Raw genomic sequence first — 23,958 nt, 5'->3', positions numbered from 1 at the left:
CCACCGGATCCCCGGGCGTGCGTACCCGACCTGCGCGCCCTTGGATTCGTGTGCACCGCGTTGGCTCCCAGATCATGCCCGGCCAGGTTTGCGGTCACGAGAGTTGGCTCAGGATTGTCGGGTCGGTGATCTTTGTGTCGTTGGCCAGCAGCAGCGCTTTGCTGAGGATCACCGACAGCGTCAGGTCGCCGTCGAACGGCAGGAACGAATCCGGCGTGGCGGGGCGTCGCGACGGGACGATGCACAGGTAGCGGTTCTCCGGTGCGATCAGGACGTTGCCCGAGCCCAGGTGGATCCGATACGTGTGTCTGCTGCCTCGCACGCTCAGGAATCTGCCGTCCACTGTGCACTGGTGGCCGATGGCGAGCCGGGGGAGCAGCCTGATCAACAGATCCCGCCTGGTCTGCGCGGTTTGGCTCAGTTCGCCGAAACTGTAGTCGGACCAGTAGCCGGCGAACCTGCCGCGGGGGCCGCCGTCCTGCCATGTCGGGTCGTTGCCGACGCTCGCCACACCGACGAACAGGTCCACATCGCGCAGCACTTCACTGAATACCAGTTCGGGCACGTCCGATAGCGGCAGTGGCGCGGCGGGCCCGCCCGAGTCGCTGCTGAAGCCGCCACGGAAACCGCTGTTGGCCCGGTTTTCCGGGGCGTCGATCGGGTAGAACCGCACCTGGTCGGTGCATAGGTACAGGTAGCTACCGGACTCCGTGGTGTCGGCGCCCCGATCGTCGCGATCGCCCTCGACCCAATATTCCGCCCGCAATCCCCACTGCGGCAGCTCGCGGGTCGGTGGTGGCACCGAGTCGTCGGCATCCAGCAGTAGCCTGTTGCGCCATCCCCGGACCGCTGCCAGCGCGTGGAATTGATGTTGGCGCAGGATGTGCCCCGCGAAGCGATTCGAATAGTCGCCGGTGCGGCGCTCCGCGTCGGTCAGCACATACACTTCGCGATGGGCCTGTTTGAACGGTTGGCGAATATCCTTGCGTTCCAACCAATCCCGCCATGCTCCGATCTCCTCCGACGAGCGGCCGAGCGGATGCCACAGCTCCACGACCGCACCGCTGATCGGGTGGTCGGCCAGGTCGCGCAGCGCGCCGTCCGCGTAGCCGCAGGTGACCCCGTCGACTGTCCACAACAGACGGCGGGCGATCGTACCCACCAGCGGATGGTCCAGGTAACGCTCCCGCCATGCGGGGTAATCCCAGATGCGTCGGGCCAGGAATTGGCGGTCCAGCCGTTGGACTTGGGCGGTGAGCATCTTGCCGATGTCCTTGACCGTCGCCGTGAGTTCCCGCAATTCCGCGGCGTGATCGCGTTTCACCGCGGCCGGAACACTTTTCACCGGTTTGCCCGCAAACCAGCGCAGCGCCGCCCCGGTGCCGTCCACGGTCAGTGTCGCCGACGCGTCGCCGAAGACGAACTCCGCGTGGCCCACCGGCGTCAGGCCGTAGGTGGGCACGGCCATCTCCTCGATATCGGCGCGGGTCAGCCCGAGCGCGCGTGCCTTTGTGTCGAGCGCGGCGTTGATCAGCTTCAATGTGCCCTTATAAGTCACCGTCGCGGCCAGTCGGCCCAGCTCGGCCAGCGCCGCATCGCCGGCGAGTCCGCTGAGAGCGTAGACGCCGGCGTTCGCCACCTTCGGGTTGCGCGGGCCCACACCGGTGAGCCTGCGCAACGACGTCTCCACCAGGCCACCGACAACACGGGCAGTTGTCGGCCGCGGCGACCGCAGCGTCAGCAACCAGAGCAGCCCGCGCACAGCATTCGCGTTGAACGGGTCGTAGAGGCTGTTGAGCGGTTCCGGCTCGACCAGCAAACCGTCCACCAGCGGCAGTGTCCTCGGCCGACCCACCAGTTCCAGCAGGAGCAGCACCTTCTCCTCGAAGGACTCCACCTTCGTCAGCAGAACTCGTCCGGTTTCGATCCACTTCGCGTTCGGCCCCGACATCGTGGCGGTGGTCGCGAAGGCCAACAGGTCGTGCCAGCCGGGCGACGACCGCGCCAGCTCGAGTGCTCGGTCCGCCCATTGCTCACCCACGTTCAGCACGGGTTCGGGGCATTGCCGGGCGACGTCGACGACACGGGCGGACGGGTAACTTTCGCAGGCAGCACGGCGAAACACCGCGACAACCTCGGGACTCAGCGCGCGGCCGGATGTCAATTCCGCTTGCGCCAGAACCGGATCGAACGACCACAGGATCGAACGGCCGAACTGGTTCGACAGGGTTTCCAGCGCCCCCCGCCGTTCTTCGACGAGTATCGGCAAAGTAGGAGCTATGGTCGACACCAGAACCAGGATGCCGTAGCGAGCGCGCTCGGAAACGGCGGGAAAAGCGGCCGCACACGTGTCGGCCAACCGTTCGACAGTCTCGTCCGGCAGGCCCTGGACTACGTCCAGCGCGCTCGACCAGAGCAGCACGTCTTTGGCGGTCGTCTCGTATGCCCGCATCATCGCGTCGGACAGGGCAGCCATATCGTCCGCGGCGATGGCGGCGCGCATCGCCACCATGGGTTCGGAAAGATTGCGGGCGACGGCCAATTCCAGAACACCGATGCCGTGTCGCGGATGCTCGGAAGCGCCGACGATCGCGGCCGCGCAGACGCGAGCCAATCGTTCGGACGCCTCGGTCGGAAGATGCCCCACGAGGTCCAATATCTCGGACCAGACCTCCATTTGGGATCGGTCGGCATTCGCCTCGTATGCGCGCATATACGCGTCGAAGAAGGCGTCCATGTCGTCGGCGGCGACGGCCGCGCGCGCCGCGGTGGCGTACTCGGAGCTCGACATCAGCCACCCACCAGAGCTATGAGCCGAAGGAACGTGATTTCCACGCCGGTGGGCAGCGCGACCATCTCGTCGAGTTCCTCGATCTGTCGATCGCCGACCAGCACCACCAAACCGTTGCGCGCGAACGCCTTCAGGACCGCGTCGTACTGGCGTTCCGGGTCGATATCGGTAGTAATGCGAAATCCGTCGCCTACCACGTCGGCATGTGCCGGCCGAACCAGACCACGAAAGACACCGCCCGCTGCCGCGGCGTTGTACTCGGCGACTTCCTCGTACACCCGCCGCCGAATCACCTCCCGCAGCGGCAACCGCTCCTCGGCAACCTCGAATGTCCAAGCATAGTCACGATTTCCGGTCGTCGTCTCGTCGACGACCTTCACCTCTACCATGACAGCCGACCCTAGCCACGAGCACCGACAGAACCTGAGAAGCCGCATTTCCCAACCTCGAGAAGTGTTGCCAGCGACGGCATCTCGTGATCGTCGAATTACAATCCACGCTCGCGCAACGTATTCGATGGCTTTGAACCTGCCAGCTTGCGGATCAGCACGAAGCATCGCCGAGTTTTTCGGCGCAGGTGCGCAACCACTCCATGATCCGGGCGCGATCGGGTTCGGCCTGGGCGAGCAGCAGGCTCTCCAACTCCTGCACCGCCGCCGCGGCGGCGGCCAGTCGCCGTTTGCCGAGGCCGGTCAGTACGTTGCCGCGGGCGCGCTGTTCCGGGGAAGGTTCGGCGCGGTCGATGAAACCCGCATGACTGAGTGCGTGCAGAATCCGCAGCATCGTCGGCGCGGCGACGAAGTTTCGGCGGGCGAGTTCGGCATTCGACATCCCGGGGTGCTCGGCCAGCATGGCGAGTACCGCGTATTGCGGAGCGGTGAGACCGTACTCGGCCAGCGCCGAGGGCAGCACGACTTTCGCGGCGGACCGGCCGCTGCGCCGTATCGCCCGAAACGGGCACCTGCTGTCGGCGGCCGATCCCGGTCCCGCGCCGATCACGCGGTGGTCGTCACCGCCGGGACCGGCACCGCACCAGGGGGACTGCGACCATCGAACTCGCGCAGCACTTCGGGATCGGTGAGCTGATTCTCGCCGCCCGCGGCGCCGAACGCCTCGATGCGGTGGTCCGGCTGCCGGGCCGCACCATCGCGCTCGGCGAACTGCCCGCGGATTGGGAATCGAACGGCATTCTCACCCAACGGATTCGAGCACTGGGCGATGACCGCACCGGCCACGAGAGGCATGCTCGCACACATGGGCGGAAACGCCCTGACAGGCCATGCCGGGACAGCCTGGCGACCAAAAGGTTTTGACGTTGTCGCTACGTCAATGTTTAGTGTCCGCCGACATGACAATCACCGTCCTCGACACCTACACCGAGATGACGCGGATCCTGCGGGCCGCGCCCGCGGCGCGCGCCTCCCTGCTGCGGGCGATGCTCGAACCCATCAGAGGGATGTACCGCTATCAGCCCGGCGACGTCGATCTGGTCGATATGCACCGGCAGACGGCCGGATTCCCGTTGGACCGCGCCGAGGACCAGTGCCTCGCCGCACTGGAGACGATGGCCGCAGGCGATATCTGGAATCGAATGCGACACGCCCTCGACGACGCGCTGACCACCTTGTTGGCGGCCAACCCCGGATTCACCGCGCCGGATATCACCGTGCTGCTCGTGCTCGGTGACCCGGACGACACCAACCTGATGGGTCCGAGCCTCGGCATGAGCGCATTCGGCGGCATCTCCGGCCAGATCACCATCACGCTGTGGCCGTATCCGGAGAACGTGGCGCGGATCGAGGCGACCGCCGTACACGAACTGCACCACAACCTGCGCTTCGGTCCCGGTGGCGTGGTGTGGAACCCGATGACCGTCACACTTGGTGAGCATGTGGTTTCGGAAGGACTGGCCGACGCGTTCGCCCGCCAGCTCTTCGGCGACGAACTCGGCTACACCCGCATCGGCGTGCCACACCTGACCGACGACGCGGTATTCGACAAGGTGGTGCCCGAACTGGGGCTGACCGGCATGCACAACTTCACGGCCTGGGTGCACGGCGACGCCATCGCCGAATACGTCGGCATCACCCCGGTAGGCCTGCCGACCGGCGCCGGATACGCCGTCGGCAACAGACTGGTCGACACCTATCTGGCGGCCACGGGACAGACCGCGGCGCAGGCGTTGCACGCCGACAGCGCGGAGATCATCGCCACCGCGCTGGGGCGTTGATCACCCGAGATCCGGCCGCGCGCAAGGGAATTCAGTGTGGTCGGCCCGACACGTGTTCCGGGCGGTAACAATCGGCTTCTCGGTCGAAGTCACCTGGTCGAACTCGACTCAGTAAGGTAGCTGTGTGATCGCCACGGCAAGCGGACTCGTCACCACGAGCCCGGAACGCTTGCTCCGGGGCGAGGCACCGGGTGGTATGACGCAGGAGACGACGATGGAGTGGCTGGTCAACGAGCTCGCGGCGCGGGCCGGTATCACCGGCCGGACGCTGCGGCACTACGACCGGATCGGGTTGCTGTCACCGTCGAGGATCGGGACGAACGGCTACCGGTATTACGGACCGGACGCGGTCGCCCGCCTGCAGCGCATCCTGCTCATGCGGCGGCTCGGACTCGGCCTGCCCACCATCGCTCGGGTCCTGGACGAGGAGGCCGACGAACTCGGTGCGCTCCGGGCGCACATCGACGACCTCGAAGCCGAACGAGACCTGCTGGACCAGCGGATCCGCGCCGTCCGGCACACGCTGGAATCCCGGCAGGCCGGGATAGACCCGTGCATGGATGTGATGCTGGAAGGCTTCAACGACCGATACCGGGACGAGGTTGTCGCGCGATGGGGTGCGGCGGCGTTCCAGGCCGCCAACGACTGGTGGCACGACAAAACCCTGGAACAGCAGCGGGCTTGGAAACGTGCGACCGACGAGCTGGTCGCCGCATGGATCGACCTGTGGCGCGACGGCGTCCCGGCGACAGCGGAACCCGCGCAATCGCAGGCCGCCCGGCATGTCGCGTGGCTGACCGAGATCCCCGGCACACCGACCGCCGAGGGCGACCGGGACCGGTCCATCCAGATGGTGCGCGGCCTGGCCGATATGTACGTCGACGATCCGCGGTTCGCCGCCACCTACGACGGTGCGGCGGCCTTCGTCCGCGACGCGTTGCACGAATACGCGAAAACCCGGATGTAGCAGGGGATTTCAGCTCCAGACACCGCTGTCCACTTCCCAGATGCCATGGTCGCCGTGCGTGGCCGGCTGGATCAGGTGCAATGCGACCCTGCTGCCGTCGCGGTTGGTGACGAAGACGACCACCGGTGCGCCGGTGCTGGTCTGGACGTCGAACCAGCCGAATCGGCCCTGTACGAAGGCCTTTGCGACGGCGACCCGGTCCAGCCGCCACGGCTGATGCCCGCTGTCGACGGATTTCTGCAGGTCCGCTGCCTGCTGGGGGGTGAGGCCCTCGCCGGGGAACGACGTCCCTGACGAGGGATGGGGGTTCGGGGCGGGTTGCGGCGGGGTTTCCGGAGCCGGTGGCTGCGGGGCGGCCGTCGGCGATTGCGGTATCACCGTCGGCGGCTGCGCGGACTCCTGTGTGGTAACGGTGTTCGACGGAGCGGATGAGGTGACGACCGTCGTCGACGGCGGCCGGATGGTCGTCTGGGCGGACGAACAGCCGCCGATCGCGGCCGCACACGCGAGGACGCCGAGAGCTGTCACCGTGCTCCGCCAGGACAGCGGGGCAGTGGTGCGGGTGCAGATGCGCATGGGTCGTCCTCGGCTCGAAACCCGGCTGCTGTCCGGGGTTTGATCGCGTTGCCCTGATGTCGCGTCGCGGGCGCGGATCGTTAACCGCGGGATCGTCAGGCGACGGCCTGCGCGTCGCCGCCGGACGGTACCGGGGTGAGCCCGCGCTTCTCGGATTCGCCTGCCGCACGCAACTTTTCCAAGGCGTAGACGCGGACGGCCGTGCGCAGGTGGTAGCGGGGTCCGTCCGGATGTTCGGTCATCGTGACGAGCGAGCGATCGACCAGACGGGCGAGCGCGTCGACATCGGCGATGGCGTCGAGAGCAACCGCGCCGTCGTGAGCGGCCAAGCGAGACAACAGGATTTGCTCGGCCGACGATAGCCGCTCCCAGTCGGAGTCGAGCAATGACCGAAGCGAGCGATGCCGGGCCGGACCGCCGCGGCCACCGGTCAGCACGGCGAACGGGTCGTCGAGCCGGGCGGCCAGCGCAGTGACGCCGAGACTGCGCACCCGAATTGCGGCCAGCTCCAACGCGACCGGGATCCCGTCGAGGCGGCGGACGATAGCGGCGACAGCGGCGGCATTGTCCGAAACCAGCCGGAACCCGGGCGCCGCCGCCGTCGCACGCTCGACGAAAAGCGCTATCGCAGTGGACGATTCCAGGCCACCCGTCCCCTCGGACGGCACGGTCAGCGGCGCTACCCGCAGCACCCGCTCACCCGAAACCGCGAGCGGTTCCCGACCGGTCACCAGCACCCGCAGCCCCGGCGCCACCCGCAACAGCGACTCGACGACCTCCGCGGCCGAATCGACGACATGATCGCAGTTGTCGAGCACCAGCAGCTGCTCACCGGTCTTGTTCGAAGATGAATGACCTGCGACCGACAATTCTCCACCGAGCCGGGGCAGGGTGCGAGCCGCCGGATCTGTGGCGCTCGTGAGCTCCGAATCGACTGTATTCGAAGGGGTTTCACCCACTCCGAGCAGCGCGCATGCCGACGCTGGATCTGCGGTACTCGTGGGCTCCGGATCGACCGTAGCTGTTCCGACGCGAGCGACCGGCGCGCGAGCCGGATCAACGGTGCTGACGGTCCCCGGATCGCGTGGAGCCGAGTAGGTTTCACCGGACAAGGTGCGGGCCGCAGCCAGATCCGTGGCGCGCCTAGGCACGGGATCGCCATCGGACGGAAGTGTCCCAGCGAAGGCGGCCAAAGGGTCGACCGGCGTACGCGTTGGGCTCGAATCGGCTGTGGCTGGACGTGTTTCACCGCGGGTGACAAGTGCGCGAATCTCCTCCGGACCGGCGTCGCCGGTGAGGTTCAAGAGGTCGGCGTACCAAATGCCGCCCGGGAAGCGGGTTTCGAGCCCGCGTGCCGTCTCGATCGCGAGCACCGACTTGCCGACTCCGCCCGGGCCGGTCAGCGTCACCAGCCGGGCGTCGCCCAGTGCCGTACGCGCCTCTGTCACCGCGTCGGCCCGCCCGATCAACGAGGTGACCGCCGCGGGCAGGTTTCCGGAGACGGGCGGCTTACTCGAAGCGCCGATCGCCACTGGCGCGGTGACTTTCGCCTGCAACGCCGGATCCTGTTTGAGGATCGCCTCGTACAGCGCCGCCAGCTCCGGACCCGGATCGATGCCGAGTTCCTCGGCCAGCCGCGTGCGCAGTGCGGCGTACGCGGCGAGTGCCTCGCTCTGCCTACCGGCCCGGTAGAGGGCGCGCAGATGTGCGGCGTGCAGGCGCTCGCACAGCGGGTGCCTGGCCACCAGGTCGGCGAGTTCGCTTGCCAGCGCCGGGTTTTCGCCGATGTCCAGGAGCGCCTGTACGTGCTGCTCCACGGCGGTGATCTGTTCCTCGTCCAGCCGGGTCGCCGCCGCGCGGGCGAAATCGGCGTCGGCGTACTCGGCGTATGCGGGGCCGCGCCACAGGCCGAGCGCGTCCGAGAGCAGTCGCACCCGCAGCGCCGCATCGCCGGTATCCATCGCTTCGGCTACCATCGAGCGAAAACGGTTGGCGTCCAACGAATTCGGAGAAATAACCAGCCGGTATCCGGCGGGCTCCCACCGCACGAGGTCCCGGCCGCCCGGTTCGGCGGCGCCCAGCGTGCGCCGCAGCTGCGACACCCGGGACTGCAACGTGGCCAACGGGTTCCGGGGCAGCCGGGCCGCCCACAGATCCTCGATGAGCCGATCCGGCGGAACCGGCCGCCCCGCCGCGATCAGCAGTGCGGCGAGCAGCGCCCGCACCTTCGCGTCCGGAATCGGCACCGGCCTGCCGTCATCGGTCCATACGGCCAACGAGCCGAGCACTCCGAAACGCATCGCATCAGCTTACTTCCAGCGACGACGGCGAACCCGAAGGGAACCCGAAGCGGGCCCCGGCACGGTATCGACATGACGAAAACCTATGAGAGCCGCGAGATCAGGCTGGCCGAGCGGCCGCAGGGCATGCCGGGGCCGGCCACCTTCGAGTTGGCGAAGACCGAGGTGCCCGAGCCGGGTCCCGGACAGGTGCTGGTCCGCAACACCTGGATGTCGGTGGACCCGTACATGCGGGGCCGGATGGACGACGGCGATTCCTATATCGCCCCGTTCGCGATCGGCGCACCGCTGGACGGGCACGCGATCGGCGAGGTCGTCGCCTCCCGCGCCGATATCCCGGTCGGCGCGACGGTCGCGCATTTCGCGGGCTGGCGGGAGTACGCCCTGCTGGACGCGGAAACGGTGACCGCCCTTGATATTTCGCTCGACCGCCCGCAGGACCACCTGGGCGTGCTCGGCCAAACCGGATTCACCGCCTACCTCGCCGTCACCGAATTCGCCCGGGTGCGCGCCGGTGACGTGGTGTTCGTTTCCGGTGCGGCGGGCGCGGTCGGCAGCGTCGCGGGGCAACTGGCGCGCAAGTTCGGCGCGGCGACGGTGATCGGTTCGGCGGGCGGACCGGACAAGGCGCGCGCCCTGACCGACACCTTCGGCTTCGATATCGGCCTCGACTACCGGGCGGGCGCGATCGGCGACCAACTGCGCGCCGCCGCACCGCACGGCATCGACGTCTACATCGACAACGTCGGCGGCGACCACCTGGAGGCCGCCCTCGACGCGCTGACGATGCGTGGCCGCGCGGCGCTCGTCGGCATGATCAGCGGCTACAACACTCCGATGCCCGGTCCGCGCAACCTGTACAACGTGGTCACCAAACACCTGACCCTCCAAGGCGTTCTGGTCACCGAATACCTCGACCGCCAGCCCGCCTACACCGCGCGGGCCGCGCGCTGGGTGGCCGACGGCAGCCTGCGCGGCGCGGAGACGGTCGTCGACGGGATCGAGAACGCCTCGGACGCATTCCTCGGCATGCTGCGTGGCGCGAATATCGGAAAGATGCTGGTTCGCCTGTGAATCGATCGGCGTCGGACACCGGCCGGATCGACGCGCCCCGCTAAGGTCGGCAATAACTGGCAATCTCCCAGCGATCGGTGGTGGCGCATATGCTCAACCCATTCAGCCGGGTGCGCTGGACCTACCGGCAGCGCCGGGTCTGGCGACTGCCGGCGGCAATAGTCGCCGCGGCATTGCTGCTGGCATGGGCGGTGCCCGCGGTGGATCGTGCGCTGGCCGAAGAGCTGCGGCGGGTGCCGGTCGCGGGCACCTTCGATGCCGGGGTGATGGCGACGGTGCTGTCGTCGGTGGCCTCGGGCACCATCACCTTCTCCGGATTCGTCTTCAGCGTGGTGTTGCTGGTCATCCAGTTCGGCACCGGATCGATGTCGGCGCGGCTGTCGCCGCGGCTGACCCAGGACTGGGTGGTCGGCGCCGCGCTCGGCACCTTCATGGCGACCTTCACCTACACGCTGCTGATCTCGGTGCGGCTCGGCACCAGGGTGGAGGATTACGAACCGGTGCTGTCCTCGATCGTCGCGATCGGGCTCGCGCTGGCCAGCGTCGGACTGTTCTTCGCGCTGCTGACCAGGGTGGTGAACTTCCTGCGGTTGGTGAAATCGCTGGAGTACATGGCGCGCACCGGTGCCCGCACCGCCGCCGAGGTGCATCCGGAGCCCTTTGACGCACACCATGTTCCGGATCCGGACCCGGAGTCCCCGGACCGGGTGATCCGCTACGCGGGCACCGGCGGGGTGCTGCTCGGCATCGACACCGGACCGGTCACCGCGCTGGCCGCCGCCGCGGCCTGCCGCATCACCCTGGTGCCCGCGATCGGCGATTTCGTGCTGCCCGGCGCGGCGCTGTTCGCCATCCACGGTAACGGTGTCGACGAGCGAAAGCTGCGCAGGCACGTGGTATTCGGCATCGAGCGGGTGGTGGACGCCGATCCGGCGTTCGCGCTGCGCGTGATGGTGGATATCGCGCTCAAGGCGCTCTCGCCCGCGGTCAACGATCCGACCACGGCGGTGCAGGCCCTCGATCACATCGGCGCGCTGCTGGTCGAACTGTCCGGGCGTGACCTCGGCGTGCGCCGCTACCGCGACCGCGCCGGGGTCGAGCGGCTGCGGCTGCGCAACTCCGACTGGATCGACTACCTCTCGCTCGCGGTCGACGAAATCCGTTACTACGGCGCGGATTCGCTGCAGGTCACCCGGCGGCTGCGCGCGCTGTACACGGACCTGCTGCGACTGTGCCCGCCGCAGCGCAGGCCGCCGGTCGAACAGCGGCTGGCCGCACTCGACGCCGATGTCCCCGCCGCGTTCCGCACCGCGCTGGACCGCGCCATCGCCGCCGAACCGGACTGGCAGGGCCTCGGCGGCCCGACCATCGCCGAGGCCGCGAGCTGACTGCAAGCGCCGACGCGCGGCCGATGATGCGATGCGGCACGCCGTGTGAGTTGGCATACTGCGCAGCAAATCACAGGCTATCCACAGTGGCGGGCCATACCATATAGCTATGCCCGCGGACGAGGAGCAACAGCGCGCGCCGGTGTTGGGCGAGGGCGTGCGGCAGACGATTCTGGTGACGGGGATCTGCTCGGTGGTCCTCGGTGTGATGCTCGGGGTGTGGCCGCAGAAGACGGTCGGCATCGCCGAACTGCTGTGCGGACTTTATCTGCTGCTGAGCGGAATGACCCAGCTCACCGTCGCCTTCGCGGCCCGGTTCGCCTGGCCGCTGCGGCTGGAGCTGTTCCTGAGCGGCGCGCTGGCGGTGGCCATGGCGGTACTCACGCTGCTCGATGTGAATTCGGTGCTGCTGCTGGACGTCTGGCTCGGGCTCGCCTGGATCACCCGCGGTATCGCGCACGCGACCGCCGCCGCCTGGACCGATGACCTGCCGCACGCCGGGAAACAGGAACTGTTCGGCCTGTTCACCATCGCACTCGGCATCGTGGTGATCCTGCTCGAGGTGAATTCGCTGGTCGCGCTCGGCGTGGTGGCCGGGCTCGGGATGATCGCGATCGGCGCGCTGGAATTGCTGGCGGTCACCGCGGTGCGCGCCGACGGCATCCACCTACCGGGGCCCGCGCTGCTGCGCTGGCGCACCGCGCAACGATGACCGCCCCGGCACTCGATGCCGGTGAATCCGCCGACGCGCGGGTCGCTTTCGGCATCGCGTGCCGAGTAGCGGGACACGCCGAATCGAGTAGCGCGACACTCGTGGACGATCGGTGCATTCGGCGCATTCTGGGCAGATGAACAGCCTGGACACCCACCCACGCGGCGGCATCCGGGCCGCGGAGCCGCCCCGGTGCGGCGCGCGCGGCATGACGGTGTTCGGAACCGGCGTGGACTGCTATTTGGCGAACCGGCCGACCTTCGAGTCGCCGCACAACTATCAGACGCTGCTCGACATCGAGCTGGACGAGCGCGGCCGCCGCGCGCTCGGCACCGACCGGCGCATCGGATACGACGGCCCGCACACCTTCGAACCCGAGTATTTCCCGGTCGCCGAACTCGATCCGCGCGCCGCCCGGCCGCGCACCCGCTTCCGCGGCACGCTGGTGCGCGGGCGCGCCGAACGCGGCGGCATCCCGATCGCGCGGGAGGTCACCGCGACCGTGCGGACCGTGGTGTACTTCGCCGAACTCGATCCGTGCGGGGTCGGGCGCGCGCCGACCCACCTGTGTTTCGGCCGGGGCGGGCGGCTGTATCTCGCGCACCGGATCGCGCGCAGGCCGAGCTTCGATCAGATCGTTTCCGTGCGGTTCGTGCCCGGCACCCGCACCGACCTCGTCGGATCACCGCTGTCCGAGCATGCGGCGGAGCCGACATTCGAACGGGCGCAGCCGATCATCCTCGGACGGCGCGGGTTCGGCGGCAATCGGTTGCGGGTGGGGGAGGTCGCGGTGGCGGCGTTCTATGCCGTCGAATCGTCCGCGGATATCTCCGGATTCCTGGTGGAATTGGAGGTCGGACGGCAGATCCACCTCGAGGTCGCGGACCTGAGCTGATCACGGTCACTCGGTCAGGCGCATCTCCCAGAACTCGTCGCCATCCGGTTGCGCATAATTGCCGACCCGCCGGAACCCGGCCCGCTCGTACACCCGGATGGCGCGCTCGTTCCAGCCGTAGACGAAGAGCCGGAAATAGCTGGGCCGGAATGCTTCCCGGGCGAATTCCAGTCCGGACCGCAGGAATGCGAGCCCGGCGCCGCGGCCGGTGGCATCCGGCCGCATACCCAGCCCGATCGAGACCTCCCCATCGGCTCCGTACAGATCCGGCGCGGTGCTCCACGGCAGCGCCGCCGTACCGAATGCGAAGAACCCCACGGGATCCGCGTCCCCGGCGCGGACCGCGTAATGCGGACTGCGCGTATTCAGCAGTTCCGCCTCGCTGGAATCGTCATCCATGCCGTAGATCTCGTACGGCGGTTCATAACTCCACAATCGGATGATTCGAGCGTCCTCGGGGGTCATCGCGGTCAACGTGAACGATTGCACGCCGACAACCATCGCATACTCGCGCTTCGTGGACTTTCGTCCCGGCTCAGGACCGAGCATCTGCTCGCGCTGGCTGAAGATTCGCGCGGAGGCGAGTCGCTTGTTCGATATGTGGTTGCCGGGCCCCGGGCATGTGACGAACGCAGCCGAGTGCCGTCCCAGTAGTCCGCGATCGGCTGAAGCGGGCGGGTGCGTCGGTTTGGGCATAGTCGGGACGACCACGCGACATCCGTTGCGCGGCAGGGCGAATCCGGCGATACCGGTCGGCAGCAGCGTGATCGTGACGGCCCATTCGGTGACGATCACCGCGGTCGCCACCGACTCGGCCCGGGAATTCGGTGCTGCACAACGGATTCGATGACGATCAGGCGTTGACGGGGGTGCGACGGTGAGTGCGGGCCAGCGCCAGCAAGAGGATGACGCAGGCCAGGGCTACGACCCCTGCGCCGTATTGGACGGCGGTGGACAGGGGGATGGCGGTGGCGAGCAGGCCCATCCCTATGACGGGGCCGCCGGTGCCGCAGTAGCAGGCGACGAAGAAGCTGGACAGCACCTCGGCGCGGCGGTCGCCGGGGGCGGCCCGATTCACGGCGGTGAGCCCGCCGAGGAAGGCGAGGCCCTGCCCGATGCCCGCGATGACGGTGGCCGCCAGCAGTACCGGCAGCGATCGGACGCTACCCGAAATCGCAAGCAGCGCAAGGCCGGTGGCCAACATCGGCAGTCCGAGGAGTTCGAGGGCGCGGGCGGGTCTGCCGTAGCCGATCAGCTGGGCGATGGTGGAACTGGCGCCCATCAGTGCCGCAGCGGCGCTGCCGAGCAGTAGGTTGCCACTGCCGGACAGATTCGCCACATAGGTCGGTACCAGGGTGAGGAAGAGCCCGACCACGGCGAAGGCGAGGAAGCTGGCCACGCCGCTGGTCGCGAAGACGGGCCGGAGTTCGGCGGGCAGTTCGGGGCGGCGCGGACGCCACGGGGTGGTGTGGGTGGCCGCCGGAAGAGTCAGCACGGCGACGGTGGCGGGCAGCAGCAACCCGACCTCGACGACGAACGGCAAAACGTATGGGGCCGGGGCATATTGGGCCAGCGCGCCACCCAACACCGGACCGACGCTGATGCCGCTGATGGATACGGCGGTGGAGACGAGCGCGGCTTTGCGATGATCGCCCGTGGGCTCGAATTCGACCAGTGCCGCGCTGAGCGGCCCCGAGGCCGCACCCACCGCGATGCCCTGCAGGATGCGCGCCGCGAACAGCCAGCCGGTACTGGTGGCCAGCGCGAAAAGTACGGATCCGAGCGCGGCCAGCGCCAGCGCGGGCAGCAGCACTCGGCGGCGGCCGATCGCGTCGGAGAGCGGACCGCACAGCACCAGCGAGGGGATGAGCGCGCCGACATAGGCGGCGAAGATCAGCGTGAGCACCAGCGGTGAGAAGCCGAATTCCCTTGCGTAGCCGCGATATAGCGGGGTCGGGATATTCGTGCCCGCGAGGAGGATCAGCAGGGTGTATGCGATGGACCAGAACCGCCATCCGGCGTGTGACATGTTGGCTCCCCAAGATTTCATGTTCGGATTTCCTGAACATAGCACATGTTCGGGAAATCGGAACATGAGTTATTCTGGGGGTATGGCCAGCCGCACCGCCACCGAACTCGTCCACCCCGCCCGCGCGGACCTCCGGTTCACCGAGGTACTCGCCGCATTGAGCGATCCGGTGCGCCTGGCGATCGTCGCGCGACTGGCCGAACTCGACGACGACGCCGAATTGGCCTGCCGTGTCTTCGAACTCCCCGTCAGCAAGTCGACCCAGAGCAATCACTTCCGAGTGCTGCGCGAGGCGGGCGTCATCGCGCAACGCGACGAGGGCACCCGCCGGATGAACCGACTGCGCCGCGCCGACCTCGACGCCGAATTCCCGGGACTACTGGACCTGGCGATTCCCCAGGGCCGCGCCGTCGTGGCGGAATGGGCCGCGCAGCGGGCGTAGCACGAATTCGGCGCGAACTTGCCGCGAACGATGACTATCGGGCGCTCACACCGTCCAGACTGGTGACACCGCCGTCACTAGGAGAGCTCCCCGATGACCGAATCCATCCCCGTCGGCACCGGAACCCTCGCGGTTCCCGGCGCAAACCTGTACTACGAACTGCGCGGCACCGGACCACTGATCGTGCTGGCCGGATCGCCCATGACGGCGGCGCCGTTCGCGCCGCTGGCCGAGACGCTCGCCACCGACCACACCGTGCTCACCACCGATCCGCGCGGTCACGGCGGCACCGTGCTCGACGATCCGGCCCAGGACTCGACCCCCGAACTGCGCGGCGACGATCTGGCCCGGCTCATCGTCCACATCGACCGCGGCCCCGCCATCGCATTCGGCTCCAGCGGCGGCGCGAGCAGCGTGCTCGCCCTGGTGCAGGAAAATCCGGACCTGGTGACCACCGCCGTCGCACACGAGCCGCCCCTCGTGGAATTGCTCGACGACCGCGCGGGACGCATTGCCGCCGTCGAGGACATCCTGGCCACCTACGACGCGGGCGACACGCTCGCCGCCGGACGAAAGTTCATGGCGTTCACCGAGATTCCGGTCTCCGAGGAGATGATCGACCAGATATACGGCCCGGGCCGCGATCCGGCGCAGTTGGCCGAGGAGGCCTACTTCTTCCGCCACGAGATGCTGGGGACCACTCACTTCCTGCCGAATATCGAAGCGCTGCGCAATGTTCCGACCCGCCTGGTGATCGGCATCGGCGAGACCTCAGCGGGCCAGCTGTGCGACCGCGCATCGCGGGCATTGGCCGCCGGACTCGGGATCGAACCGGCCCTGTTCCCCGGCGGGCACGGCGGCTTCATGGAGGACGCGGAGGCCTTCGCCAAACGGTTGCGCGCGGTGCTGAGCTGAATACGCGCCGAGACCGATGAATTCGCGCGGCGGCGGCGGTCTGTTCCTGAGAACACCCGTTCCCAAGGAGGACGCATGGATTCAGTCGTCACCGGACGCACCCTGACGGTGCCCGGCGCCAGCCTGCGCTACGAGGTGCGCGGCGCCGGAACCCCGATCGCGCTGGTCGGCGCGCCGATGGCGGCGGCGGCGTTCGCGCCGCTCGCCGATTTGCTCGCCACCGATCACACCGTACTCACCACCGATCCGCGCGGCCACGCGGGCAGCGTCCTCTACGATCCGGACCAGGACTCGACCCCCGAACTGCGCGCCGACGACCTGGCCCGGCTGCTCACCGAACTCGGCGCGGGCCCCGCGGTGGTGTTCGGCAGCAGCGGCGGCGCCGTCACCGCACTGGCACTGTCGCAGGCGCGCCCGGATCTGGTGCACACCGTCATCGCGCACGAACCGCCGATCGTCGAGTTGCTCGACGATCGCGTCGAATTACGTTCTCGGACAGAGGAAATGATCGCCACCCACCGGTCCGGCGACACGCTCGGGGCCTGGCGGCAGTTCATGGCCAACGCGAATATCCCCATGCCGGAACCGGTGCTGCGGGAGCTTTTCGGCGGCGACCGCGACCTGACGCAACTCGCCTCCGAGGCATACTGGTTCGCGCACGAAATGCGCGCGACCACCGCGTGGGCGCCGGATCTCGACGCGTTGCGCACCGGATCCGTGCGGATCATCGCCGCGATCGGTGAGCAGTCGGCGGGGCAGCTCTGCGACCGCAGCACTCGTGCACTCGCCGCGGCACTCGGCATCGAGCCGACCATATTTCCCGGGGACCACACCGGATTCGTATCCGATCCGGTCGAGTTCGGCGACCGGTTGCGGGAGGTGCTCGCCGGCCGGTGACGAATCTTCGTACGGCCGGGTGAAATTCGGTTGAGCGGCGGCGGATTCTGTGGCGTCATGGAACACCTATGAAAGTGAAGCCGCAGCGGCCGGGGACGCGATATGCGGTGGGGGACGGGCTCGAGGTGCATCGCCGAACGATGCGACTCGACCGCCGGGACCACACCGTCATCTCGCTGCGCCCCGGCACCGCAATCCGATTCAGTACCAACCGTTTTCACAACACCTGGCATGTGCTCTCCGACGACCGGGGCGCACAGCTGCTGGCCCGGCTGCTCTGGGGGCTGTCGTACCAGGCGCGGCCGGGCACCCTGGTGGTGATCGATCAGCCGTTCCTCGCGCCGACCCCGTTCGACGCGGACCCGGCCGACCCGATCGTGTTGCTGCCCAACTGGTTCGGCAACCTCACCGCGTCGGCGGCACGGGAGCTGCGGCACCGGCTGCCGCTGCGCGGGCCGTCCGAGGGGACGGTGCGGTGGCGCAGTTTCGGTCTGTCCCAAGACTATTGGGCAAACCGCCCCGCCTGGCGGTGGCGGGCCGAGCGCGGCACCACCAGCCGCCGCAGCGGGATGATCGTGCTCGCGCCGATCGACCCGGACGAGTGCCGCGACTGGGCGGTCGACGTCGCCCGCATGAACACCGCGCAGCGCACCTCCGACCACCGCTACCTCGGCCCGTGGCGGCACGGCTACGACGGTGAGGTGCAGATCTTCCGGCACTTCCATCAGATGGTCGGCGTCGCCGCACGGGCGCGCCGCCAGGTACTGGACCGCCCGGACGGCGCACCAGCCGACCCGGACGGCCTGCGCTGCGCGATCTGGGCGGAATCCGCCCGAATCCGTGGACAGCACTTGCGGATTCGCGGCCGCACCCGCTACTGGACCGACCTGAACGAGGCCGCGGGCCTCAAGCTCGGGCCCGTCGGCATCAACTTCGTGTCCGAACTCCGGGAAGTCGGCGCGGTCGAAGCCTACCGCCGCATGCGCGCCGCCCAGGTCCGCGGCCTCGACCTACGCATGCTGTGGGCGATGGACGCCGTCATCACCGGAATCGACCGCGCCGCAATATCACCCGCCCGCCGCCGCCAATTACTCACCGAACTGCGAGCCCTCGACCGCCGCGAGGAATTGTCTGGTCATGTCGGCCGCAGCGGCAGCGATCCGACCTGACCTGAATCCCACGGCTCTGTCGGTCGACGGCGGGTGAACGCAGGCCCATCGGATTATTCGAACGGAAGCGCCCAGGGCGAGGGTTCAGACCGCATCCGGCGGGGCGTGATATTCGACCTGGCTGTCATCGATGTGCACGCCGTTCTCACGTAGGTGTTCGACGACCTGGCGCGTTAACTCGCGCGTGGGCCGATAGTGGGTGCTGTGATCGGAGATAAGATCCAAATGGCCATTGCTGACCCGGATTTCGCCTGCTCCCGCTGCTGGCGCGCCCGCGAGGAAGCTGGAGTGATGGAATACCCCCGCGATGTGTTGCGGTGCGGAATACAGGTCGCCGTTCTCGTCCATCACGAAAATGGCCCGGCCGCCTTGTGGGGTCCACAGCGTACTGGCCGTCGAGGTGTCGAGGAGGCGGCCGGTGCTGTCGTATAGCAGGCCATCGCGGATGGTGAGCTTGTACGCCTGTCGTTCGGTTGCATTCAAGTATTTGACGTGAGTGTTACGCCATACTCGATTGCCCGGCACTTCCTCACCGACGAATTCGGGGCGTATCGGTGTCGTCTGGTACCGGGCTACTGAGCCCCTGGGCACGGTACTTGTGGGCCCGAGGACGGTGATATCGCTTGGTTCGAGCAGCGTTGCCTGGATGATCTCGTCGACGATCCGGTGTGCTGGCAGATCGGTCTTCAGGGCGACGACCGCAGTAGCCGAACTCCCCGGCCATCCCGGCCAGATGAAACCGACTTCGACTCCCGATCGCATCCGAACCGGAAGACATTCGCGCCCGTCACTATCGGATTTGTTGAATATCAGGCGTAATTTCGTCTCGATCTCCGGCCACGACACATCGACTTGTGCGAAAGGTGCGCGGCCGGCGAATTCGGGCCATCGAGTCATCGGCAGTTCTTGGAATTGCGGTTCGGGCCATGGTCGCATGTCGTCGAGTTCGGCAACGATCCGGTTGAGGAAATCTCGAATCTCGGCCTCGCTGTGCCTCGTGCCTATCGTCGCATTGAGCTCTGCGCCCGACTCGAGAGCTTCGAGCAGCGCGCGGTACTCCTGATCGGGCGTGAGATCGAAGAAGGGTTTTGTGAGCAAGTTGCGTGATACGCGACTCACCTCCTCCGGGCCGAGTTCATCGAACTGAACCACATAGAGAATGGCGTTCACGACACCGCGCCATTCTTCGGTCATCTTTGTCCTCCACATCATTTGGGCGCCGCGAACGCAGGAGCCCGCCTCGACCCGGCTTTGTCTGGACCAGCAGGGTGGCGGTTGGTTGCCGCTCCCAGCTCGCCGCACTGTACTCGGCCGCGGAGTTCGTCGCGGTTCTTCAACCGTCGTGCGTGACGGTGCCGAGTGGATTGGGTAGGTGAATTGTGTATGGCCGCTGCTCAATTCGCGACGTTGACATGGTGGTGGACTGTCGACGGATCGGCGGCGAGTGAGTAGGTAGCGAACCTGGCCGCCATCGCCCGCGTCGCTACCGCCTTCTATCAGCGGGCGCTAACGCTGTTTGGCGGGTTGCTCGCCGAACAGGCCCGCATGGCGGCGCACCGCGGCGCCATGCGCAAATACGGTGGCGGGCCGGGACACGTCATCGCCCGGATCGCCGAATACCTGCGCGCCGAACAGGGACTCGGCCGGATCGGCGCTGACGCAGACTTGGAACCGTGGCGGTGCTACTCGACGGTGGCTGCTTCCACCAGCTTTTCTGCGCTACTACAGCGCTGGGCCGGATGCGGGTCCGATCTCGGCCTCGGTGGCGGAGCGGATGGCTCACAGCCTTTTTCGCGTACTGTGACAAAGGTCGCCGACGGGTCGCCGTGAGGTCAACCTGCCGGTAGGGCAATGCTGTGCAAGCATCGGTGGCATGTCGATTTCCGTGGAATCCATTGCCCATGTGCGGCTTACCGTATGCGATATCGGGCGGTCGCGGGCCTTCTACGAGAAGGTGTTCGGATGGCCTGTGGCGCTGGAGGTTCCGGCCGGCGCCGATGAGGAGACGAAGCGGCGGCTCGGATTCCTCTACGGTGGGGTGATCTATCGGATGGAACACGGTCTGATCGGGCTGCGGCCGGTGGGGACCGACCGCTTCGACGAAAATCGGGTCGGGCTCGACCATCTCGCGTTCCCGCTGGGTTCACTGGCCGAGTTGGAAGCGGCCGCCGCGCATCTCGATGCGTGCGGGGTCGCGCACGAGGAGATCAAAGATATCGGCGTCAGTTACATTCTGGAGTTCCGGGACCCGGACAACATCGCCCTGGAGCTGGTTGTCCGGAAGTAGCCGTCACCTCGGCACAGAGGCTCGGATGCGGGCTGCCCCGCCACGCGAAAAATCCGGCGACGTCGGAGATCATCCTCGCGATAATGGCCGGCGTGGCGGGAATCGAAGTCGTTGTGGCCCATCAGGAGCGCGCGACCTTGCGCGTGGGCGAGATGTTCCTGAAGATCGACGTCGATCAGGCACACGCCGATGTCGAGGTCGACGCGATGGCATTGGCGCCGATTCCGACGCCGGAGGTCCTGTGGCGCAAGCCGCCCGTGCTCGCGCTCGCCGCCCTCCGCGGAACGGCGCTCGGCCGCCTGGGCCGGCCGTCGACCGCGTCGTCGGCGGCGTGGGTCGCGGCGGGCGCCGCCATACGGATGCTGCACGACGCGCCGCTGCCGCCGTGGCCCGGTCGCGACCTCGACGGGGTCGCAGCGGAACTCGACGCCGAATGCGCGTGGCTCATCGCGAATGATGTTCTGCCCGCCGACGTGGTCACCCGTAACCGCCGGGCCGCCGAGGCCGCGCTGCGGCCGTGGACACCGGTGTTCGCGCACGGCGACCTGCAGGTCGCCCACGTATTCGTCGCCGGTGACGAGGTCACCGGCGTACTCGACTGGTCGGAGGCGGGCCCCGGCGATGCGCTGTACGATCTCGCCACCTTGACGCTGGGGCATCCGGAGCGCCTCGACGACGTCGTCGCCGGGTACGGTATGGACGTCGACCTGGACATCGTCCGCGCGTGGTGGTCGTTGCGGAGCCTGCGGGGTGTCCGCTGGCTGGTCGAGCACGGCTTCGACCCGACCCTGCCGGGCTGCGAGGTGGACGTGCTGAGAGCCCAAGCGATGCGAGGCTGACGCTCGCAAGCTCGTCCAGGTCCGCGCACCGGACCATTGGAACGAACCCGGGTACCGGCATTGTTGCATCGGTTGTCATCGCGGCGATTCCGGAGGAGACCCATGTTCGCGATCAACAAAGATCCAGCGGCACTTGCCATCCCGATGATCGGCCGAACCCGGCCAGGCGAGAACAGGGGAGTACTCGCCGAATGAGCGAACATCCGGATAGCTCGCGGCGGGTCGCTCTGGTGACCGGCAGCTCGCGCGGGCTGGGCAGCGCGATCGCCCGGCGTCTCGCAGCCGACGGATTCGCCTTGGTGGTCAACGGATTACCCGGCGACGCGCGGGTGCACGAGGTCGTGCGGGAGATCGGTGATGCGGGTGGTGTCGCCGCGGCGATATGCGCCGACATCACCGACGAGCGGGCTGTCGACGAACTCGTGTCCACCACCGCCGAAACATTCGGGCCGCCGGATGTATTGGTGCTCAACGCGACCGGCCCACAGCCCGAGGCGCCGCTGCTCGACGTGACCTGGGCCGACCACCTCCGGCAGTTGGACTTCTTCGTCAAGAGCCCGATCCTGTTGGGCCGGGCCGTAATTCCCGGCATGCGCGCCCGCGGCTTCGGCCGGATCATCCAAATCGACTCCGAGGTGGCCCACCGCCCACCTCCGGGCCGATCGGCATACGCCACGGCCAAGAACGCACAGATCGGCCTGACGCTCAGCTGGGCAAGGGAACTCGCACCCCACGGCATAACGGTCAACACGGTCGCACCCGGCTTCATCCCCGTCGAACGCCACGCCACCGTCCCCGCCCCGGTCCGCGCCGCCTACCTCGCGCAGGTCCCCGCGAACCGAATGGGCGTCCCCGCCGACGTCGCCCACGCCGTCAGCTTCTTCGCCTCCGAAGACGCGGGTTTCATCACCGGCCAACGCATAGTCGTCGACGGCGACCGCTTCCTCGGCACCTGACCGCACCGAAATGCCGTGTCTATGAAGGCGGTTCGATCAACAGCCCTTGTTCATGAGTTGGCTGTCCGGAATCTGGTGTGCCTCGTTCGAAATCGTCGATTCCTGGAAGTCGACAAGCGCTTCTCCGTGCTCTTGCGCCCACCGCGTCAGCATCGCTATCGGCTCCTGGAGTGTGCGGCCGAGCGAGGTCAGGCTGTATTCCACTCGTGGGGGCACTTCGGCGTACCGCTGTCGATCGATCAGTCCGTTGCTCTGCAGGCGACGCAGGGTCTGGGTCAGCACCTTCCGGGAGATCCCGCCCGACAAAGCAACAAGCTCACTGTGTCGCTTGGGCCCATCCGCGAGCGCGTACAGGGTGACCACGGACCATTTGTTCGCGATGACCTCGATCGCCGTGCGTGCAGGGCAGTCGGACATGAACATCATTCCGGCAGGAGGGCTCACGGCTCGAAGGTTACCAAAAGGTACCTATCGGGTTCCTAACGTTCCCACCATGCACATCGCAACCCTGATCCTGTCCGTCCTACTCGCTGCGGCAATGCTCCAGTCCGGCGCGATGAAGTTCGTTCGCCCAGCGTGGATCCTCCGATTCGCCGAAGCGGTCCACCTCACCACGCCCCAGCTCACCGCGCTCGGATCCCTGCAGATCGCCGCGGCGGCCGGTCTCGTCTGGGGCATCTGGTTCCCACCCTTCGCGGTCGCCGCCGCAACCGGACTGGTGCTCTACTTCTGTGGCGCAGTCGTCGCCCACATTCGCACCGGCGACCGAAATATGCTGGGAGCCTTGGTCTTCCTCGCGATCTCGATCGCGACGTCGGTCGTGCTTGTGCTCGATGTTCTCGCCGCGTGAGCTCGAGTTCCTACCTCGGCCGCCGGTTCTATGCTGCTGAAACAGGTTGCGGCCGACGATATCTCGTGAAAGAGCGGCACCGAGGCACCCACCCTGGTATCAGAGTTCGTGCATATGCGCGCCGCGACCGCCGCCCGGCTCACGTGGATGACCGCGCTCGGCGCCACAGCGACCGATGCGGCGACCGCAGGAATTGGCAGGGCCACAAACGATATCGTCGGGTTGTTGTGGTGGCCGGTCGGCTCCTATCGTCGGGTGCGGCGGTTGGGCGATGGCGCCGGGAAGGAATCCTGAATGATCACGGATCCGATAATCATCCGGATCGGCGAGGTCGTGCGGCTCGGCCACGGTGGCGAGCGGGAGGCCGCGCGCCGCCGGTTCGCGGAGATCTGGGACGAGATCGGTGGCGAGCAAGGCGATCCGCTGCAACGCTGCACGCTCGCGCACGCGATGGCCGATATGCAAGACGACGTGCGAGAGGAGCTGATCTGGGATCAGCGAGCATTGGCGGCCGTCGGCCTGATCACCGACGCGCGAGTCGCGGAGGCCGGGGTGTCGGTTCCGCGGTAGCTGTCAAACCGGATGAGACCGTTCAGGCTATGAATTCTGTGATGATGTTCTCCTTGGGCGGTTCGTTGATC

At 67.6% G+C, this 23,958-nt stretch carries 27 protein-coding genes; 17 read left to right on the top strand and 10 right to left on the bottom strand.

The features are described from left to right. Positions 1-94: 94 nt before the first annotated feature. From LGY53_RS29765 to LGY53_RS29750, 4 genes are all read right to left on the bottom strand, one after another. Positions 95-2,791 (bottom strand): DUF4132 domain-containing protein, encoded by a 2,697-nt coding sequence (locus LGY53_RS29765; protein WP_225730002.1) that lies wholly within the window; start codon positions 2,789-2,791, stop codon positions 95-97. Continuing rightward, positions 2,791-3,180 (bottom strand): hypothetical protein, encoded by a 390-nt coding sequence (locus LGY53_RS29760; RefSeq protein ID WP_225730001.1) that lies wholly within the window; start codon positions 3,178-3,180, stop codon positions 2,791-2,793. The genes LGY53_RS29765 and LGY53_RS29760 overlap by 1 nt, the downstream gene beginning before the upstream one ends. Positions 3,181-3,334: 154 nt before the next feature. Continuing rightward, a complete protein-coding gene (locus tag LGY53_RS29755) occupies positions 3,335-3,790 on the bottom strand; it encodes a MarR family transcriptional regulator (RefSeq protein ID WP_225730000.1) in 456 nt (151 codons plus the stop codon). Continuing rightward, positions 3,787-4,035: a hypothetical protein gene (locus tag LGY53_RS29750; RefSeq protein WP_225729999.1), complete on the bottom strand. Its 249-nt coding sequence runs from the start codon at positions 4,033-4,035 to the stop codon at positions 3,787-3,789. The genes LGY53_RS29755 and LGY53_RS29750 overlap by 4 nt, the downstream gene beginning before the upstream one ends. Before the next feature lie 104 nt (positions 4,036-4,139). On the opposite strand from LGY53_RS29750, the gene LGY53_RS29745 reads away from it, so the two are divergent. Continuing rightward, on the top strand, positions 4,140-5,021 hold the full coding sequence (locus LGY53_RS29745; protein WP_225729998.1) for a DUF2268 domain-containing protein: 882 nt from the start codon (positions 4,140-4,142) through the stop codon (positions 5,019-5,021). Positions 5,022-5,145: 124 nt separating this feature from the next. After that, positions 5,146-5,988: a MerR family transcriptional regulator gene (locus LGY53_RS29740; protein ID WP_225729997.1), complete on the top strand. Its 843-nt coding sequence runs from the start codon at positions 5,146-5,148 to the stop codon at positions 5,986-5,988. A 9-nt stretch (positions 5,989-5,997) separates the two neighbouring features. On the opposite strand, the gene LGY53_RS29735 is transcribed toward LGY53_RS29740, so the two are convergent. Both LGY53_RS29735 and LGY53_RS29730 read right to left on the bottom strand, forming a co-directional pair. Further along, positions 5,998-6,564 (bottom strand): acyl transferase, encoded by a 567-nt coding sequence (locus tag LGY53_RS29735; RefSeq protein WP_225729996.1) that lies wholly within the window; start codon positions 6,562-6,564, stop codon positions 5,998-6,000. A gap of 95 nt (positions 6,565-6,659) precedes the next feature. After that, positions 6,660-8,864: a BTAD domain-containing putative transcriptional regulator gene (locus LGY53_RS29730; RefSeq protein WP_225729995.1), complete on the bottom strand. Its 2,205-nt coding sequence runs from the start codon at positions 8,862-8,864 to the stop codon at positions 6,660-6,662. Between the two features lie 72 nt (positions 8,865-8,936). Here LGY53_RS29730 and LGY53_RS29725 point away from each other — a divergent pair, with 72 nt between their 5' ends. The 4 genes from LGY53_RS29725 (at position 8,937) to LGY53_RS29710 (ending at position 12,933) form a co-directional block, all read left to right on the top strand. Further along, positions 8,937-9,938, top strand: coding sequence for an NADP-dependent oxidoreductase (locus LGY53_RS29725; RefSeq protein ID WP_225729994.1), 1,002 nt, complete (start codon positions 8,937-8,939; stop codon positions 9,936-9,938). Positions 9,939-10,027: 89 nt separating this feature from the next. Next, entirely contained in the window at positions 10,028-11,326 is a 1,299-nt protein-coding gene (locus LGY53_RS29720; protein ID WP_225729993.1) for a DUF2254 domain-containing protein, read from the top strand. 109 nt (positions 11,327-11,435) lie between these two features. Further along, positions 11,436-12,038: a DUF308 domain-containing protein gene (locus LGY53_RS29715; protein WP_225729992.1), complete on the top strand. Its 603-nt coding sequence runs from the start codon at positions 11,436-11,438 to the stop codon at positions 12,036-12,038. Between the two features lie 136 nt (positions 12,039-12,174). Next, positions 12,175-12,933 (top strand): hypothetical protein, encoded by a 759-nt coding sequence (locus LGY53_RS29710; RefSeq protein ID WP_225729991.1) that lies wholly within the window; start codon positions 12,175-12,177, stop codon positions 12,931-12,933. Between the two features lie 6 nt (positions 12,934-12,939). On the opposite strand, the gene LGY53_RS44240 is transcribed toward LGY53_RS29710, so the two are convergent. Both LGY53_RS44240 and LGY53_RS29700 read right to left on the bottom strand, forming a co-directional pair. Beyond that, positions 12,940-13,728 (bottom strand): GNAT family N-acetyltransferase, encoded by a 789-nt coding sequence (locus tag LGY53_RS44240; RefSeq protein WP_225729990.1) that lies wholly within the window; start codon positions 13,726-13,728, stop codon positions 12,940-12,942. A gap of 58 nt (positions 13,729-13,786) precedes the next feature. Continuing rightward, entirely contained in the window at positions 13,787-14,962 is a 1,176-nt protein-coding gene (locus LGY53_RS29700; protein ID WP_225729989.1) for an MFS transporter, read from the bottom strand. 82 nt (positions 14,963-15,044) lie between these two features. Here LGY53_RS29700 and LGY53_RS29695 point away from each other — a divergent pair, with 82 nt between their 5' ends. From LGY53_RS29695 to LGY53_RS29680, 4 genes are all read left to right on the top strand, one after another. Beyond that, positions 15,045-15,404, top strand: coding sequence for a helix-turn-helix transcriptional regulator (locus LGY53_RS29695; protein WP_167479385.1), 360 nt, complete (start codon positions 15,045-15,047; stop codon positions 15,402-15,404). A 93-nt stretch (positions 15,405-15,497) separates the two neighbouring features. Further along, complete coding sequence (locus LGY53_RS29690; protein WP_225729988.1) at positions 15,498-16,319, top strand: alpha/beta fold hydrolase; 822 nt, start codon at positions 15,498-15,500, stop codon at positions 16,317-16,319. A 75-nt stretch (positions 16,320-16,394) separates the two neighbouring features. Next, positions 16,395-17,216: an alpha/beta fold hydrolase gene (locus tag LGY53_RS29685; RefSeq protein ID WP_225729987.1), complete on the top strand. Its 822-nt coding sequence runs from the start codon at positions 16,395-16,397 to the stop codon at positions 17,214-17,216. 68 nt (positions 17,217-17,284) lie between these two features. Continuing rightward, positions 17,285-18,385 (top strand): TfoX/Sxy family DNA transformation protein, encoded by a 1,101-nt coding sequence (locus tag LGY53_RS29680; RefSeq protein WP_225729986.1) that lies wholly within the window; start codon positions 17,285-17,287, stop codon positions 18,383-18,385. Between the two features lie 84 nt (positions 18,386-18,469). On the opposite strand, the gene LGY53_RS29675 is transcribed toward LGY53_RS29680, so the two are convergent. Beyond that, positions 18,470-19,579 (bottom strand): hypothetical protein, encoded by a 1,110-nt coding sequence (locus LGY53_RS29675; RefSeq protein WP_225729985.1) that lies wholly within the window; start codon positions 19,577-19,579, stop codon positions 18,470-18,472. Between the two features lie 330 nt (positions 19,580-19,909). On the opposite strand from LGY53_RS29675, the gene LGY53_RS29670 reads away from it, so the two are divergent. The 4 genes from LGY53_RS29670 to LGY53_RS29655 all read left to right on the top strand — a co-directional run bounded on the left by LGY53_RS29670 (position 19,910) and on the right by LGY53_RS29655 (position 22,467). Then, positions 19,910-20,215, top strand: coding sequence for a hypothetical protein (locus LGY53_RS29670; RefSeq protein ID WP_225729984.1), 306 nt, complete (start codon positions 19,910-19,912; stop codon positions 20,213-20,215). 43 nt (positions 20,216-20,258) lie between these two features. Continuing rightward, positions 20,259-20,672, top strand: coding sequence for a VOC family protein (locus LGY53_RS29665; protein WP_225729983.1), 414 nt, complete (start codon positions 20,259-20,261; stop codon positions 20,670-20,672). Positions 20,673-20,755: 83 nt separating this feature from the next. Further along, positions 20,756-21,511 (top strand): phosphotransferase family protein, encoded by a 756-nt coding sequence (locus tag LGY53_RS29660; protein ID WP_225729982.1) that lies wholly within the window; start codon positions 20,756-20,758, stop codon positions 21,509-21,511. A 191-nt stretch (positions 21,512-21,702) separates the two neighbouring features. After that, a complete protein-coding gene (locus tag LGY53_RS29655; RefSeq protein ID WP_225729981.1) occupies positions 21,703-22,467 on the top strand; it encodes an SDR family NAD(P)-dependent oxidoreductase in 765 nt (254 codons plus the stop codon). Between the two features lie 36 nt (positions 22,468-22,503). Here LGY53_RS29655 and LGY53_RS29650 read toward each other — a convergent pair whose 3' ends face one another. Continuing rightward, positions 22,504-22,911: a helix-turn-helix domain-containing protein gene (locus LGY53_RS29650; RefSeq protein WP_308103013.1), complete on the bottom strand. Its 408-nt coding sequence runs from the start codon at positions 22,909-22,911 to the stop codon at positions 22,504-22,506. A gap of 49 nt (positions 22,912-22,960) precedes the next feature. Between LGY53_RS29650 and LGY53_RS29645 the strand changes: the two genes are divergently transcribed. From LGY53_RS29645 to LGY53_RS29635, 3 genes are all read left to right on the top strand, one after another. Further along, on the top strand, positions 22,961-23,317 hold the full coding sequence (locus tag LGY53_RS29645; protein ID WP_225729980.1) for a DoxX family protein: 357 nt from the start codon (positions 22,961-22,963) through the stop codon (positions 23,315-23,317). Between the two features lie 114 nt (positions 23,318-23,431). Beyond that, positions 23,432-23,611: a hypothetical protein gene (locus LGY53_RS29640; RefSeq protein WP_225729979.1), complete on the top strand. Its 180-nt coding sequence runs from the start codon at positions 23,432-23,434 to the stop codon at positions 23,609-23,611. Further along, a complete protein-coding gene (locus tag LGY53_RS29635; protein ID WP_225729978.1) occupies positions 23,612-23,887 on the top strand; it encodes a hypothetical protein in 276 nt (91 codons plus the stop codon). The last annotated feature ends 71 nt before the right edge of the window (positions 23,888-23,958 follow it).

Origin of the sequence: Nocardia sp. JCM 34519.1 (assembly GCF_020361265.1) — a bacterium.
Classification (GTDB): domain Bacteria; phylum Actinomycetota; class Actinomycetes; order Mycobacteriales; family Mycobacteriaceae; genus Nocardia; species Nocardia arthritidis_A.
This window is presented reverse-complemented; position numbering and strand designations above follow the sequence as displayed.

Coding starts and splice junctions, on each gene's coding strand:
- LGY53_RS29765 (WP_225730002.1), bottom strand. CDS start 2,791: ATGTCGAGCTCCGAGTACGCCACCGCGGCGCGCGCGGCCGTCGCCGCC.
- LGY53_RS29760 (WP_225730001.1), bottom strand. CDS start 3,180: ATGGTAGAGGTGAAGGTCGTCGACGAGACGACGACCGGAAATCGTGAC.
- LGY53_RS29750 (WP_225729999.1), bottom strand. CDS start 4,035: ATGCCTCTCGTGGCCGGTGCGGTCATCGCCCAGTGCTCGAATCCGTTG.
- LGY53_RS29745 (WP_225729998.1), top strand. CDS start 4,140: ATGACAATCACCGTCCTCGACACCTACACCGAGATGACGCGGATCCTG.
- LGY53_RS29735 (WP_225729996.1), bottom strand. CDS start 6,564: ATGCGCATCTGCACCCGCACCACTGCCCCGCTGTCCTGGCGGAGCACG.
- LGY53_RS29730 (WP_225729995.1), bottom strand. CDS start 8,864: ATGCGTTTCGGAGTGCTCGGCTCGTTGGCCGTATGGACCGATGACGGC.
- LGY53_RS29725 (WP_225729994.1), top strand. CDS start 8,937: ATGACGAAAACCTATGAGAGCCGCGAGATCAGGCTGGCCGAGCGGCCG.
- LGY53_RS29720 (WP_225729993.1), top strand. CDS start 10,028: ATGCTCAACCCATTCAGCCGGGTGCGCTGGACCTACCGGCAGCGCCGG.
- LGY53_RS29715 (WP_225729992.1), top strand. CDS start 11,436: ATGCCCGCGGACGAGGAGCAACAGCGCGCGCCGGTGTTGGGCGAGGGC.
- LGY53_RS29710 (WP_225729991.1), top strand. CDS start 12,175: ATGAACAGCCTGGACACCCACCCACGCGGCGGCATCCGGGCCGCGGAG.
- LGY53_RS29700 (WP_225729989.1), bottom strand. CDS start 14,962: ATGTCACACGCCGGATGGCGGTTCTGGTCCATCGCATACACCCTGCTG.
- LGY53_RS29695 (WP_167479385.1), top strand. CDS start 15,045: ATGGCCAGCCGCACCGCCACCGAACTCGTCCACCCCGCCCGCGCGGAC.
- LGY53_RS29690 (WP_225729988.1), top strand. CDS start 15,498: ATGACCGAATCCATCCCCGTCGGCACCGGAACCCTCGCGGTTCCCGGC.
- LGY53_RS29685 (WP_225729987.1), top strand. CDS start 16,395: ATGGATTCAGTCGTCACCGGACGCACCCTGACGGTGCCCGGCGCCAGC.
- LGY53_RS29680 (WP_225729986.1), top strand. CDS start 17,285: ATGAAAGTGAAGCCGCAGCGGCCGGGGACGCGATATGCGGTGGGGGAC.
- LGY53_RS29675 (WP_225729985.1), bottom strand. CDS start 19,579: ATGACCGAAGAATGGCGCGGTGTCGTGAACGCCATTCTCTATGTGGTT.
- LGY53_RS29665 (WP_225729983.1), top strand. CDS start 20,259: ATGTCGATTTCCGTGGAATCCATTGCCCATGTGCGGCTTACCGTATGC.
- LGY53_RS29660 (WP_225729982.1), top strand. CDS start 20,756: ATGGCCGGCGTGGCGGGAATCGAAGTCGTTGTGGCCCATCAGGAGCGC.
- LGY53_RS29655 (WP_225729981.1), top strand. CDS start 21,703: ATGAGCGAACATCCGGATAGCTCGCGGCGGGTCGCTCTGGTGACCGGC.
- LGY53_RS29645 (WP_225729980.1), top strand. CDS start 22,961: ATGCACATCGCAACCCTGATCCTGTCCGTCCTACTCGCTGCGGCAATG.
- LGY53_RS29640 (WP_225729979.1), top strand. CDS start 23,432: ATGCGCGCCGCGACCGCCGCCCGGCTCACGTGGATGACCGCGCTCGGC.
- LGY53_RS29635 (WP_225729978.1), top strand. CDS start 23,612: ATGATCACGGATCCGATAATCATCCGGATCGGCGAGGTCGTGCGGCTC.